At 63.8% G+C, this 14441-nt stretch carries 14 protein-coding genes; 12 read left to right on the top strand and 2 right to left on the bottom strand.

Annotation, left to right across the window (positions count from 1 at the left end):
• The first annotated feature begins 325 nt into the window (after positions 1–325).
• Positions 326–1033 (top strand): GNAT family N-acetyltransferase, encoded by a 708-nt coding sequence (locus RP6297_RS19780; RefSeq protein ID WP_009240448.1) that lies wholly within the window; start codon positions 326–328, stop codon positions 1031–1033.
• 9 nt (positions 1034–1042) lie between these two features.
• On the opposite strand, the gene RP6297_RS19785 is transcribed toward RP6297_RS19780, so the two are convergent.
• Together RP6297_RS19785 and RP6297_RS19790 are read right to left on the bottom strand one after the other, a co-directional pair.
• Positions 1043–2659, bottom strand: a complete 1617-nt coding sequence (locus RP6297_RS19785; protein WP_009240449.1) for a COG3904 family protein — start codon at positions 2657–2659, stop codon at positions 1043–1045.
• A gap of 158 nt (positions 2660–2817) precedes the next feature.
• Complete coding sequence (locus RP6297_RS19790) at positions 2818–3330, bottom strand: FlxA-like family protein (protein ID WP_009240450.1); 513 nt, start codon at positions 3328–3330, stop codon at positions 2818–2820.
• Positions 3331–3588: 258 nt separating this feature from the next.
• On the opposite strand from RP6297_RS19790, the gene RP6297_RS19795 reads away from it, so the two are divergent.
• From RP6297_RS19795 to motB, 11 genes are all read left to right on the top strand, one after another.
• The gene (locus tag RP6297_RS19795) at positions 3589–4410 is read left to right on the top strand and encodes an ABC transporter ATP-binding protein (RefSeq protein WP_009240451.1); all 822 of its coding nucleotides are present in this window, start codon (positions 3589–3591) and stop codon (positions 4408–4410) included.
• Entirely contained in the window at positions 4394–5224 is an 831-nt protein-coding gene (locus RP6297_RS19800; protein ID WP_009240452.1) for an ABC transporter permease, read from the top strand. The genes RP6297_RS19795 and RP6297_RS19800 overlap by 17 nt, the downstream gene beginning before the upstream one ends.
• A 33-nt stretch (positions 5225–5257) precedes the next feature.
• Positions 5258–6262: an ABC transporter substrate-binding protein gene (locus RP6297_RS19805; RefSeq protein ID WP_009240453.1), complete on the top strand. Its 1005-nt coding sequence runs from the start codon at positions 5258–5260 to the stop codon at positions 6260–6262.
• Positions 6263–6282: 20 nt separating this feature from the next.
• Positions 6283–7077 (top strand): IclR family transcriptional regulator, encoded by a 795-nt coding sequence (locus tag RP6297_RS19810; RefSeq protein WP_009240454.1) that lies wholly within the window; start codon positions 6283–6285, stop codon positions 7075–7077.
• 71 nt (positions 7078–7148) lie between these two features.
• The gene (locus RP6297_RS19815; RefSeq protein ID WP_009240455.1) at positions 7149–8336 is read left to right on the top strand and encodes a CaiB/BaiF CoA transferase family protein; all 1188 of its coding nucleotides are present in this window, start codon (positions 7149–7151) and stop codon (positions 8334–8336) included.
• 2 nt (positions 8337–8338) lie between these two features.
• On the top strand, positions 8339–9193 hold the full coding sequence (locus RP6297_RS19820) for a citryl-CoA lyase (protein WP_009240456.1): 855 nt from the start codon (positions 8339–8341) through the stop codon (positions 9191–9193).
• A complete protein-coding gene (locus tag RP6297_RS19825) occupies positions 9190–10086 on the top strand; it encodes an SMP-30/gluconolactonase/LRE family protein (RefSeq protein WP_009240457.1) in 897 nt (298 codons plus the stop codon). Before RP6297_RS19820 ends, RP6297_RS19825 begins: the two co-directional genes overlap by 4 nt.
• 864 nt (positions 10087–10950) lie before the next feature.
• The gene (gene flhD / locus RP6297_RS19830; RefSeq protein ID WP_004627783.1) at positions 10951–11268 is read left to right on the top strand and encodes a flagellar transcriptional regulator FlhD; all 318 of its coding nucleotides are present in this window, start codon (positions 10951–10953) and stop codon (positions 11266–11268) included.
• 77 nt (positions 11269–11345) lie between these two features.
• Positions 11346–11906: a flagellar transcriptional regulator FlhC gene (gene flhC / locus RP6297_RS19835; protein WP_004627781.1), complete on the top strand. Its 561-nt coding sequence runs from the start codon at positions 11346–11348 to the stop codon at positions 11904–11906.
• A gap of 525 nt (positions 11907–12431) precedes the next feature.
• Entirely contained in the window at positions 12432–13292 is an 861-nt protein-coding gene (motA, locus tag RP6297_RS19840) for a flagellar motor stator protein MotA (protein ID WP_009240459.1), read from the top strand.
• Between the two features lie 198 nt (positions 13293–13490).
• Positions 13491–14438, top strand: coding sequence for a flagellar motor protein MotB (gene motB, locus RP6297_RS19845; RefSeq protein ID WP_009240460.1), 948 nt, complete (start codon positions 13491–13493; stop codon positions 14436–14438).
• Positions 14439–14441: the final 3 nt, after the last annotated feature.

Consider the following 14441-nt stretch of genomic DNA (forward strand, 5'->3'; position numbering starts at 1 on the left):
CCAGCGGCGATACCACGCTGTAATAAACGGCGCCACTCGCGGGCTCCTGGCAGAAAAGATGGCGGACGATTCCGTGGGCGTGTGCATACCCCTGCACAGCAATACGTATGCCCGCGCCTCTACGTGGCGCTGTCTTCCCCCGCCACCAACATATCGATTCGCATGCAGGTGCGCTAGCGGCGTGTGGCGGGGCATCGAACGGTTTAATCCGGCCGGAGGTGTGTTGATGTGGCTCTATCGGCATGCCCATCCATGGCTCTTTTCATAGGGCCAGAAAGTTAGGTAGGGTGAGAGGTCCTTGTTGCTTTCGGTGCGGGTTCCACGCATGACTACGCTCAACGCTTATCAGCAACCCATCGGCGCGCCGATGTCCGGCTGGTCGGCCCGGCCGCTGCCGCCGCATACGCCGCTCGCCGGCCTTTACTGCCGGTTGGAGCCGCTTGACGCTGCACGTCACGCCGACGCGCTGTTCGCTGCGTTCAATGAGGCGCAGGACGATCGCGTCTGGACGTACATGGTGGAAGGCCCGTTTACCGATATCGCCGCACACCGCGCCTATATCGAGCGCATTGCGGCGAAGCGAGATCCGCTGCAGTACGCGGTGATCGACGCGCGCAACGATCGGCCGGTCGGCACGCTGGCGCTGATGCGCATCACGCCAGAACACGGCGTGGTGGAAGTAGGGGCGGTTACGTTCTCGCCGCTGCTGCAACGCACGCCGGCATCGACGGAAGCGCAATTCCTGCTGATGAAGCACGTCTTTGAAGACCTCGGCTACCGGCGCTACGAGTGGAAGTGCGACAGCCTGAACGCGCCGTCGCGGCAGACTGCGCAGCGGCTGGGCTTTCAGTTCGAAGGTATCTTCCGGCAGGCGGTGGTCTACAAGGGCCGCAGCCGCGATACCGCGTGGTTTTCCATCATCGATGCCGATTGGCCGCAGGCTCGGGCCGCATTCGAGCAATGGCTGTCGCCTGAGAACTTTGATGAAGATGGGCGCCAGCGCGCGTCGCTGGCTGCGTTGCGTTCAGCCTGAAGGGCCTTGCTAGGAACCGGGCGCGGACGTATCGGCGTACATGCCGCGCAGCGCCAGCGCGCGTTCGGCTTCCGGCAGCGCCAGGATGGAGCGGGAAAAGCCGATCAGCGCCTGGCAGCGCTCGGCCGGCGGCGTGGAGTGCCGCAGCGCGGGGACGGTCAGCACGCGCTGTTGAGCCGGCGGAAGCGCAGCCACGGCCAGTTGCAGCACCGGCAGGCTTTGCGCGCGCGTGACAACCGGCGCGTGGTCCGGGTCGGCAGCCTGCATCAGGTCGGAGAACAACGTCTGCTCGCGCGTGACGAGCGTGCGCGGCAGACGCGCGGCAGCGGCGCTTGCCCCAGGCGTGCCATCCAGATAAGCGACGCAGGCTTCAGGGCTCACCCGCTGCAGGGCCTGCGCCTGCTCAAGCGTGAGTTGGGCGTTGGCAAAGAGCAATGCATTTGGCGCAGTCGGAATCAGTGCGCGATACAGCTTGCCTGTCTGCTCGCGTAGCAGCGTCATGGCCTGCGCATCGGTCACGTTGCGCTGCAGCTCTGGCCACAGCGTGTCGATCAACCGGCTGAAGTGCGCCGGGTATTTACGCTCCAACGCTGCGTACAGCGGCGCGCTGCGCAGCTCTGCGGCCAGCGCTTCGCGGGTATTCAACTGCGTGGCCATGGTTGCGTATTCGCCACCGGGCGACGCGCGCGTGACGACATGGTCGGCCAGCAGTTCCTGCGCGGTGGGAAACCACATCTGGTCGAACGGTGTGTCCTGGACGCGGCGCACAAAGGCATCGGGCAACCCGGCATCTGAATAGGCACGCCAAAGTTCGCTGTCGGTGGCGCCGGGGCTCTGGTCGTGCTCGGCGCCAACCGCGCGCGGGCGGTGGAAGCCGAGTCGCGCGCCAGGTGCGGCGGCGCGGTCTTCGCCTGCCAGGAAGGCGATCGTGCAGGCCGAGGCGCAGGCCCGCTCAACATACGTGCGCAGATGATGTCGGCGGATGACGTCTGCCACCAGCGTCCCTTCGCGCAGCCAGCCGCCTTCGGAGCGGAGCACCACGGCGGTGGCGTTTGGCGCCTTGCGCAGCGCGGCCTCCAGCGCATCGGCCGCGCCATCGTTGATGCCGCCGCTGAACAGGATGGCGCGGCCATCCCGTTGCGGTATCACCGCAAATGGCGACGCGGCTTGTTCACCCAGTGCGGTGCGCAGATGCGCGCCCAGGCGGGGCCCATCGTTGACGACGCGCGAGCTGGTGCCGACAGCGCCCAGCACGATCATCCCCTTGGCGATCAGCGGCCATGGGTTCGACAGGCCGGCAAGCCGGTTGCGCGCTTGCTCCCGGTCGGCCGCGCGCCAGGTGCCGACCACCGCCCAGATCCAGAGCGCCAATCCCATCACGTAAATCACGAGCAGCGCGGAGGACGCAGCGCGCGCGGGCGCGTTATGCGCCAGCGCGTGCGTGACGCCGGCGCTGAGCGCCACCACGCCAAATTGCATCAGCGCGGTATGCAGCCAATACGAGCGGGCGAGGCTGTAATCGCCGCGCCAGTGACGCGCAAAGAAATTACGCGATGGCGTGCGTTCCGGATGCGGATCGGTGGGGGCGGTCGGAGGCAGGGCGGCGTCGCTGGCGGCGGAGGTCATGCGTGTTCTCGATGCCGCACACAGGATGGCGGCGCGGCGATTGTCGCTGTCGGCACCGCAAGCTGGCGTCCCCCCGAAGGGAGGGGGTGAGGAAAGAGAGCGTCGGGCATCGGCAACTGGGTGCCCGCAAGACAAGGCCGGCGCCGCGCTGCCGCCGGTCAGGCCTTGACGGAAACCAGCGGGGGCTCTGCCGGTGTGATGGCTTCAGCGCTGGCCGGGTGGGCCGCCTGTGCCGCTTGCGCCTGTGTTGCGTGGCGGGCTTGCAGCCGGGCATCACTCAGCGTGGAGGAGCCAGTGACCTTGGCTGTCGTGCGCGCCTGGGTCGTCGCATCGGTCGTGCTGGTGCCCGATGCACTCTTGGAGGCGTTGTGGCGATTTTCCAAGCGGGTTTCCGCTTGCTCCAGGCCGTTCTGCGCCTGAAGGCGCGCGATCTGCGCCTGCACGATCTGGATCTGCTGGCTGAGCAACTGTGCCTGCTCGCGTGCTTGATCGGGCGGCAGATTCTGCGCGGGAAGATCCTGCATCGACTTCTGCAGGTTCTTGAGCTGGCGCTGCAGGCGCTCGATGTCAGGGGCCGAGCTGGTCCCGCTGCCCGATGCGCCGGCGGTCGCAGTAGAAACGGAAGGGGAAGAAAGTTGCATGGCCATCTCGCTGATCAGTACGCCCTTCATCGGATGGCAGGCAGAAAACTTTAGCGTTCGGGTCAATAAATCTCGTAAGTGGTGTCCGTCTAAATTCTGACAAACAGAACATCATTTCTTCTAAAAGAACATGATGCGAGAAATTGTGCGTGCTTTTGTCAGGGCTCCAGTGGATTTTCGGGAGGTTACGGGTTTACGCTCGTTAACGGCGTGGTTTATGGCGTATAAAATAGAATTACATTTCAACAGACAGAACGCATCGAATCAGGCGCGTTCAAGGAGACGCCCATGCTTTCTTCCCCTCCGGCCGCCAGCGGCCGACTCCACGCCGGGTTGCCGGCGGTTCAGCTCAATCAGGTTTCGGTGCGGTTCGGCAGCTTCACGGCGGTGCAAGGCGTTGACCTGTCGATTGGCGAAGGCGAATTCGTGGCCGTTGTGGGCCCGACGGGTTGCGGCAAGAGCACGTTGCTGAACGCCGTGACGGGGCTGCTCAAGCCCGCTGGTGGCACGGTCAGCGTGTTTGGCGAGCCGTTGACCGGGCTCAATGGCAATGCCGGTTTCATGATGCAGCAGGACTCGCTGCTGCCCTGGAAGACGGCGCTCGACAACGTCGCGCTGGGCCTGGTGTTCCAGGGCATGCCGGTGGATGAGGCCCGCGAGCGCGCCCGTCCGTGGATGAAGAAGGTCGGTTTGGCGGGCTTCGAAGCGCGTTATCCGCATCAGCTCTCGGGCGGTCAGAAGAAGCGCATCAGCATGGCGCAGACGCTGATCCTCTCGCCCAAGATCGTGCTGATGGACGAGCCGTTCTCGGCGCTGGATGTGCACACGCGCCACCTCATGCAGAGCGAGTTGCTGCGCCTCTGGCAGGAAGACCGCAAATCGTTGCTGTTCATCACGCACGACCTGGAGGAGGCCATTGCCCTGGCCGACCGCGTGGTCGTCATGTCCGCCGGGCCTGCGAGCCATCCGGTTGGCGATGTGGAAATCACGCTGCCGCGCCCGCGTAACGTCTCTGAAATCAACATGTCCGACGCGTTCATCCGCCTGTATCGCGAGATCTGGTCGATCCTCGGCACCGAAGTGGAGAAGAGCCATGCCGTCCAGCACTAACACGATGCCTGCCGTGGGCCCGCAGCGCGCCGGTCTCGCGCACAAGACCAAGATCCGCCTGTTCCAGCTGGCCGTGGTGGTGGTGATGTTCGGCGCGTGGGAAGGCTTTGGCCGCTCTGGCGTGGTCGACCCGTTCTATTTCTCGATGCCGTCGTCGATCGTCGCGCGCATCTGGGAGTGGTTTACCGGCGGCGACATCTACACGCACCTCGCCATCACCCTGGCCGAGACGATTCTCTCGTTCGGGATCGGCACGCTGCTCGGCATCAGCCTCGGGTTGTGGCTCGGCTTGTCCAAGCTGGCCGCCGAGGTGCTGGACCCGTTCATCAAGGTATTCAACGCGATCCCGCGCATCCTGCTCGCGCCCATCTTCGTGATGTGGTTCGGGCTGGGGCTCACCTCCAAGGTAGCGCTGGGCGCGACGATGGTGCTGTTCATCACGTTCTTCAATACGTATCAGGGCGTGCGCGAGGTCAACCCCGTCATCCTGGCCAACGCGCGCCTGCTCAAGGCCAGCCGCATCAGCCTGCTGCGCCATGTGTATGTGCCGTCCGCCACGAGCTGGATTCTCTCCAGCCTGCGTGCCTCCGTCGGCATGGCCGTGATGGGCGCGATCGTGGCGGAGTACCTCGGTTCATCGGCCGGCCTCGGCCACCTGATCGCGCAGGCCGAAGGCGTGTTCGATGCCACCGGCGTGTTCTCGGGGATCGTCGTGCTGTCGGCCTTCGTGATTGCGCTGGACCGCAGCGTCGACGCGCTCGAGGGCAAGTTGCTGGTGTGGCGCCCGAAGGCTGATCCCGAGACCAGCGCCTGACCCCCGATACCAATAACGATGATGGAGACAACCATGAAGCGATGGATTTCGGCCCTGCTGTGTGCGGTCGTCTGTACGGCAGCCAACGCCGCCGAGCCGGAAAAGAAGGACGTGAGCCTGTCGGTCGGCTCGATGATCCTGAACTACATGCCGGTGCCGCTTACGCAGTCGCTGGGCAACTTTCAGAAGGAAGGGCTCAACGTGAAGGTGGAGAACTTCCAGGCCGGCGGCAGCAAGGCGCTGCAGGCGCTGATTGCCGGCTCGACCGATGCGGTGGTGGGCTTCTATGACCACACCATCCACATTCAGGCGCAGGGCAAGGACATTGTGTCTGTGGCGCTGCTCAACGTTACGCCAGGCATCGTGCTGGCCGTGCGGCCCGACCTGGATATCAAGAACGGCAAGGATCTGAAGGGCAAGAAGATCGGCATCACCGCGCCGGGTTCGTCCACCGATCTGTTCGCCCGCTATTACGCCATCAAGAGCGGCCTGCAAGTGAACGACGTGTCGTACATCGCCGTGGGGTCTGGTGCGCCGGGCATGCTGGCGCTCGATCGCAAGGAGATCGATGCGCTGGTGAACTTCGACCCCGTGGCGAGCCTGCTGGAGAAGCGCCGCGCCGCCAAGTTCCTCGTCGATACGCGCACCGATGCCGGCTCCAACGCCGTGTTCGGCGGCCGCTACCCGACCGCCACGCTGTATGTCACGCGCGACTTCATGACGAAGAATCCCGAGACGGTGCAGCGTCTGGTGAACGCCTTCATCCGCACGCTCAAGTGGATCGACGTCAGCACGCCCGAGACCATTGCCGACAAGATGCCCAAGGAGCAGCAGGTGGGCGGCCGTGATGTCTTTGTCGATGCGTTGCGCCACTCCAAGCCGATTTTTTCGAAGGACGGCCTGATGACCGATGCCGATGCCAAGGTGGCCCTGACGGTGCTTTCCAGCTACGACGAAAAGATCCGCAACGCCAAGATCGAGCTGAGTAAAACGTACACTAACCGCTTCGTCGACCAAGCCCTGAAGACGGTCAAGTGAACCGTCTCGCCCAACCCGCCATGACCGCAGAGCGCCAAACCACCCAGAACGAGATCACGCCCGCCGCCAACGAGGGCGATGCCGCCACGCCGGGGCAGTCGGGCGTGGCTGCGCTGGACCGCGCGTTCTCGATCCTGTTTGCGTTCCGCCCCGGCGATTACGCGCTGACGCTGGCCGAGCTGGCTGCGCGCACCGGGCTTTACAAGAGCACGATTCTGCGGCTGGCCGGTTCGCTCATCCAGCACCGCATGCTGTTTCGCCTGGAAGACGGCCGCTACCAGATCGGCGCCGCGCCGTTGATGCTCGGCGCGCTTTACCAGCGCAGCATGCGTCTGGGCGACGTGGTGCTGCCGCACATGCGCGCCCTGGCCGAGGCCACGGGCGAGGCGGTGTCGCTCTACATCCGCGAGCGCGATGTGCGTGTGTGCCTGCACCGCGTGGATTCGAACCATTCGATCCGCGATCACGTGCGCGAGGGCGACGTGCTGCCGCTGGAGCGCGGTTCGGGCGGGCGCGTGCTGTGCGCGTTCTCGGGCATGCAGGGCGCCACGTACGACGCGATCCGGCGCGATCACTACTACGTGTCGATCGGCGAGCGCGATCGGGAAACGGTGGGCCTGTCGGTGCCGGTGTTTGGCGTGCAGCAGGCGCTGCGGGGTGCGCTGTGCCTTGCCGGTCCGGCCTCGCGCATCGACGGGGCGCTGCTGCAATCGTGGCGCGTGCCGGTGCTGGAGCACGCCGCGCAAATCACGTCCACGCTGGGTGGCGACCCCGCGCCGCTGCGTCTCGCTGCCCAACTGATCTCTAAAACCTAGGCTCCGCCAAGACGCCCAACCTCCTGAGCGGGGCGAGGGGCGGAGCCGACTGTGTAGCAGGAGTTGTTTTCATGGCTTTGCCTCTCGCGGGTTTGCGCGTGCTCGACTTGTCGAACGTGCTGGCCGGGCCGTTCTGCGGCTATCAGCTGGGTTTGCTCGGCGCTGAAGTCATCAAGATTGAGGTGCCGGGCAATGGCGATCTCGCCCGCCGTCTGGGGGCCGATCCCGAGCAGGCGCGCCGCAAGATGGGCGCCTCGTTCGTCGCCGTCAATGCGGGCAAGCAGTCCGTCACCGTTAACCTGAAGCACCCGGAAGGGCGCGCGATCCTGCTCAAGCTGGTGGCGCAGGCCGATGCGCTGATCGAAAACTATCGCCCCGGCGTGATGGACCGCCTGGAACTCGGCTACGACGTGCTGCGCGAGGTCAATCCGCGTCTCGTCTACTGCGCCATCTCGGGCTTCGGCAAGGACGGCCCGCTCAGCGGCAGACCCGCATACGACCAGATCATCCAGGGCATTTCCGGCGTGATGAGCGTCACGGGCGATGACGCATCCGCGCCGCTGCGCGTGGGTTACCCGATCAGCGATACGGTGGGCGGCATCACGGCGGCGCTGGCCGTCACCGCCTGCCTGCTCGGCACGCAACGCACGGGGCAGGGCTGCATGGTGGATGTATCGATGCTGGAATCGACGCTCGCCACCATGGGCTGGGTCGTCTCCAACTACCTGAATGCCGGTGTGACGCCGCACCCGATGGGCAATCAGAACTTCACGGCGGCACCCTCCGGCACGTTCCGCACGGGCGATGGGCTGATCAACATCGCGGCCAACGAAGACAAGCAGTTTGCCGCGCTGTGTCGCGTGGTGGGGCATCCGGAACTTGCCGCCGATGCGCGCTTTGCCGAACGCCATGCACGCAAGGAACATCGCCAGCAACTCAATGACGCATTGGAGGCCGCTCTGGCGGCGCGCTCGGCTGCCGAATGGGAACCGCTGCTGATCGAGGCTGGCGTTCCCGCCGGGCTGGTGCTCGACGTGCCTGGTGTGCTGGCGCACGAACAAGTGACGGGCCGCGGCTTTGTCACCGCGTTCCCGGAAGCGGGGCAGCACGTGACGCGCGCGGGGTTCCGCCTCTCGGGCGAAGACCCGTGCCCGCAGACCCCCGCGCCAATGCTCTCCGCCCATACCGACGACTGGCTCACCAGGCTCGGCTACCGCCACGACCAAATCGAAGCCTTGCGCGCTGAAGGCGCCATCTGATCATGACGACCGCACCGACACAGGACGCCGCCGGCCTCGCTGCCGATTACTGGCGCACCGACATCATCGACATCGAACCCGGCCGCATCCACGTACGCGGCTACCCGATCCAGGAGCTGATCGGCCAGATCGGCTTTGCCGAAATGATCTGGCTGATGCTGCGCGGCGAATTGCCGGCCAAGCGGCAGGCGGTCTTGCTGGAAGCGGCGCTGGTGGCGTCGGTTGACCACGGCCCGCATGCGCCATCCATTGCGATTGCCAAGATGGCGACGAGCTGTGGCCTGCCGCTCAACGGCGCGATGGCGTCTGCGTTGAACGCGCTGGACGACGTACACGGCGGGGCGGGGCAGCAGGCGGTCGAGCTGTTCCACGATATCGAGGCGCGCATGTTCGACGGCGCCTCGCTGGAGGCGGCAACGGCGGCGGGTGTCGACGCGTTTATCGCTGCGCATGGCAAATACTTGCCGGGCTTCGGACATCGCTTCCACCCGGTCGACCCGCGAGCGGGGCGCCTGCTTGCGCTGGTGGACGAGGCTGCGCAGGACGGTGTGGTCGGCGGGCGGTATGCCGCCATCGGCCGCGCCATCGAAGCACTGCTCTCCAGCCGCAAGGGCAAGCCGATTCCGATGAACATCGACGGCGCCACGGCCGTGATCTATGCGGAACTGGATTTTGCGGCGCCGCTTGCGCGCGGTGTGTTCTGTCTCTCGCGTGCCGTTGGCATCCTGGCGCACGCCTGGGAGCAAAGCGGCCGCGGCGAGCGCAACAAAGGCCCGATGCCGCGCCAGCTACCGTACCGCTATACCGGGCATGCCACGCGGCATCTGGCGCAAGCCGAGCCCGCCCCCGCGCCATGACGTATTTCAACTGGCCCGTCATCGAAACCACCGTCTTTGCGGAGATGCCGGTCGCGTTGCGTCGCCCGGTGCCGACCGAATGGTCCCGCGCCAATAAAGGCGGCGCGCCGGTCGATTGCTTTCTGGAAGGCCCGTGCTGGGACGCGCACGGCAATCTCTGGCTGGTCGACATTCCGCATGGCCGCATCCTGCGCGTCTCTTCGCAGGGCGATTGGGATGTGGTGGCGGAATACGACGGCGAACCGAATGGCCTGGCGCTGCGCCACGACGGCACGCTGCTGATCGCGGACTATAAGAATGGGTTGCTGTCGCTGGATCCCGCGACGGGCGCGGTCACGCCGTTCCTGACCCGCCGCAACAGCGAACGCTTCAAGGGCCCCAACGATCTGATCGTCGCTCGTAACGGCGATGTCTATTTCACCGACCAAGGCCAGACTGGCCTGCACGACCCCACCGGCCGCGTATATCGCCTGCGCACGGATGGCCGGCTCGATTGCCTGCTCGCCAATGGCCCGAGCCCCAACGGTCTGGTGCTCACTCCTGACGAATCCGCGCTGTTCGTTGCCATGACGCGCGACAACGCCGTCTGGCGTTTGCCCCTGCTTGCCGATGGCAGCACAAGCAAGGTGGGCCGCTTCGCGCAGTTCTACGGCACCAGCGGCCCCGACGGCATGGCGATGGATGCTGCCGGGCACCTGTTCGTCGCGCATGCCTCGCTGGGCGCGGTGTTTGTTGTCTCGCCGCATGGCGAACCACTGGCGCGTATCGCGTCATGTCGTGGGCGCACCACCACCAACGTTGCTCTCACGCCGGACGGGCAATCGCTCGTCATTACCGAATCTGCCACGGGCACCGTACTGCGCGCCCGCTGGACCCCACCCCGCCACGGCTGAGCCCAGACGCGGGGCAGCCCCCGGGTACCCGCGTTGTCCCACAGCTGTCCTACAAACGGGGCGGCCGTCAGATCGTCAAAATTCCGACGTTTTTCCCTTCCCGAGACGGCGATGCGGCACTTTTTGCCGCGCTGCACCAAAGGAAGTGCGGCATGCGTCTTTTTCAGCCCGAGCAAGCTCGTTCCTCGCGCGATTTTCGTATCGATTAGAGGTACAGGTATCTTTTAGAGAGACAAAAGGGTAGGAGTCGTCCTACAAAACCGCCATTTGACTGTAGGAACCGTCCTACAAAACGAGCCCCAAACCGGTCGGAACTGTCCTACACGGCGTGTAGGAGTGGGTCAGAAGTGTCCTACAAGCGGTTAACCCAGCATCCGATGCTCAGAGTCGCAGAAGTGCGACGCCTTCACTGTCGATTTATGGCGACTTTAGGCAATTTAATTGCTATCTTTCGGCGTTCATTGGGGTAAATACGTGTCAAACGCCCGCTTTAGCGCATCGTCCACCCTGGACCGTTGCGTCGGCAAAGGCTTCGTCTGCCGCGTTTATTAACAGATTTGTAGGAAAATTGCCTACAAAAAAATGGACTACCTCACCCCTCCGACGTAGGGGTCCCCCCTTCTTTACTTACCCCGGACGTAAACCCACAATGTGTTCAACAGAAAACAACTTCGCCATGTCTTTAGCGACGTGAGTAAGAAGGGGCAGGAAGTGCCGGCAACGGTGCCGACTGCAGGAAACATCCGATCTGTGGGGATTGGTGAACAGCCCGGCGAGGGTAGGCGCAAAAAAATAGCGCCAACCGGACATCACCATGCGAGACCGGATGCAAGTTGTACTTTTACTGCACACGACGGGACATACATGGACACGCAAGACATTGTTTCCGAGATCAGCGAACTGAATCTCACCTATTTGATGCTTGCCCAGCAGATGCTGGCCAAGGATCGTGATGCCGCACTGTTTCGCCTCGGCATCTCCGAAGAACTGGCTGACATCCTGCTGACGATGTCGCCCGCGCAGATCGTCAAGCTGGCCAGCACGAACATGATGCTGTGCCGCTTCCGCTTCGACGATCACGCCATCCTGGGTCTGGTGACCCAGCCGCACCGTGACAAGGGCCTGCAGCAATCGCAAATGTCGATTCTGCTGGCACGTCAGGCGGTTGAGCAGATCAGCTGAACCGTTTGCGGCGGGTGTTCCGCCGGGTTCAGAGATTGCACTTTGGATGAGCAGCAAGCGAAAGCGGGAGCAGTGCCATGCGTCACACCAGCGTCATGAACGAAGTTGAGCAGATCCACCTTGCAGCGGAATTGATTTCGCTCGGTGCCCGTCTGCAATTGCTGGAACAGGAAACCACGCTCAGCCGTGAGCGTCTGGTCAAGCTGTACAAGGAAATTCGTGGGGAATCGCCGCCCAAGGGCATGCTGCCCTTTTCGGCAGACTGGTTCCTGACGTGGTCGCCGAACATCCATTCGTCGATCTTTCTGAACATCTACCGTTTTCTGGGCGAGAACAGCCGCAGCACCGGTGTGCGCCGCCTGATCTCGGCCTACAAGCTGTACCAGGAACATATTCACGTCCACGAACAGGAAGAGGTGCTCTCGATCACCCGCGCGTGGATGATGCTGAAGTTCTTCGAGGGGAAGATGCTGCACACCGTGAAGTGCAAGCGCTGCACCGGCCATTTCGTGGCCCACGCAGACGACCTGCACCATGATTTCGTGTGCGGTGTGTGCCAGCCGCCGTCACGCGCAGGGAAGAAAAAGCGCGTCGCTGCTCCGGTTGATGCGATCGCAGAAAAGACGATCGACGCCTGATAACGGCATTGCAGGGTACGGGAACACGGGAACACGGGACTTGCAGAACCGCCGGGGGATGGACAAAAAAGGGCGGACGGGAAAAGCGGGTAGCAGTACGGGAAATACGGGAATAGCCGCGCAGATCGGCACATAACAATACAAAGAACAGAAAAGCAAAGAACACAGAGCAGGAAAAGCACAGGGGCTCAGGCAGGACAAAAGGGGAAGGGGGTAGGCCGGTCGCGGGAAACTGCGGACCGGCATTTTTTTGCCGCCGCGCGTAGAAGAAGGGCGAAAAGTGGGGACGGAAAGCGATTTCCGTCCCCTTTTTCTTTGAGTTTGCCTAGGGGCAAGCCTTCTCTGAGCCGGGTGGCGCTCAAGCCCCCCGATTTGTTGCCGTTCTTGGGGAAGAAGGGCGCGGCGGCAGGGTTTTTCGAGCACCGCGCAGCAGCAAAAGCCGGCGCTCAAGCCTTCAGTTAACCGGGGGAATGCCGATATTCCCCTTGTATTGATCGAAGGATCGCCCATTCAGGAGTTCGCCCCGTGTTAGTTGCCATCGGTTACATCGTGATTCTCGCGTCGGTGTTCGGCGGCTACATGCTGGCCGGAGGACACCTCGGGCCCTTGTTCCAGCCGACCGAGCTGCTGATCATCTTCGGCGCCGGCATTGGCGCGTTCGTGGTCGGCAACGACAAGAAGGCCATCAACGCCACCGTCAAGGCGCTGCCGGGCCTGTTCAAGGGCTCGAAGTACACCAAGGCCCTCTATATGGAAGTGATGGCGCTGCTGTATGTGGTGCTGTCCAAGATCCGCCGCGAAGGGATGATGTCGATCGAAGCCGACATCGAGAACCCGCATGAAAGCGCGCTGTTCGCCAATTACCCCGCCATCCAGGCCGATCACCACGCACTGGATTTCATCTGCGATTACCTCCGCCTGATGGTCGGCGGCAACCTGAATCCGTTCCAGATCGAAGCGCTGATGGATCAGGAAATCGACACCCACCACCACGAAGCCGAACAACCGGCCCGCATCATCACCAAAGTGGGCGACGCCATGCCGGCCTTCGGCATCGTGGCCGCCGTGATGGGCGTGGTGCACACCATGGGCTCGGTCGGCCTGCCGCCGGCAGAGCTGGGCAAGCTGATCGCCTCGGCGCTGGTCGGCACGTTCCTCGGGATCTTGCTGGCGTACGGCTTTATCGGGCCGCTGGGTTCGTTGCTGGAGCAGCGCGCCGAAGAATCGACCAAGTTGTTCCAGTGCATGAAGGTGACGCTGCTGGCCAGCATGAACGGCTACGCCCCGGCAATTGCCGTGGAGTTCGGCCGCAAGGTGCTGTTCTCGACCGAGCGCCCGTCCTTTGCCGAGCTGGAAGACCACGTACGCGGCGCCAAGACAGCCTGAACCCACTCATGATCCTACTGCGCGTCCCGATCTTGGCCCTGCGATGCTCGCCGTACCCGTGTACGGCTGCGCTCCTCGCGCCAACCTCGGGCCTGCTCGCTACGGATCCTGAGCGGGTTCAAAACGAAAACGACAACCACAAGAGCATAGCCACCGAGCTGCGCCACTAACCACAGTACACACCGACGGGAACGGACCATGAGCAAGTCCAGCACGCCGACCTTCATTGTCATTCGGCGCAACAAGAAAGGCGGACACGGCCACCACGGTGGCGCGTGGAAGATCGCCTACGCCGATTTCGTGACCGCCATGATGGCGTTCTTCCTGCTGATGTGGCTGCTCAGCTCGGTGACGAAGGCTGAGCTGTCGTCGGTCGAAACGTATTTCCGCACGCCGCTGAAGGTGGCGCTGTTCGGTGGCGCCGGTTCGGGCGACCAGTCGAGCATCCTGCAGGGCAGCCCGGCGCTCAAGCAGAACATGCCGCAGCCGAACCCGAGCCCGAGCCCGACCGTCCAGCGCCAGCGCAACATCCGCGATGAATCGGACGATGCGGCGCTGAACAAGCTCAAGCAGAAGATTGCCGAGATGGTCGAGACGAACCCGGTCATGAGCCAGTTCAAGCACCAGTTGCTGATCGACATGACCACCGAAGGCCTGCGCATCCAGATCGTCGACCAGCAGAATCGTCCGATGTTTGCCAACGCCAGCGCAGAGGTGCAGCCGTACATGCGCACGATCCTGCGCGAGCTCGGTTCGGCACTGAACGACGTGCCCAACCCGATCAGCCTGTCGGGCCACACCGATGCCACGCAGTACGCCACGCAGCATGGCTACAGCAACTGGGAACTCTCGGCCGACCGTGCCAACGCATCGCGACGCGAGCTGGTGGCGGGCGGCATGAAGCCCGAGAAGGTCAGCCGCGTGGTGGGCCTGGAAGCATCGGTGCCGCTGGACAAGGCCAACATCTACAACCCGATCAATCGCCGCATCAGCATCGTCGTGCTCAACGCGCGCGCCGCTGAAGCCGTGCGCTCGGGTGGGGTCGAGCCGGTGGCCGACCTGCGCAATGACGGCAAAGACACGCTGACCGACGCCGCTGCACGTGCCACAGGTGTGGCCGATGCGGTAAGCGCGGCCAAGCCATAACGA

This window comes from Ralstonia pickettii, from assembly GCF_016466415.2.
Taxonomy (GTDB): Bacteria; Pseudomonadota; Gammaproteobacteria; order Burkholderiales; family Burkholderiaceae; genus Ralstonia; species Ralstonia pickettii.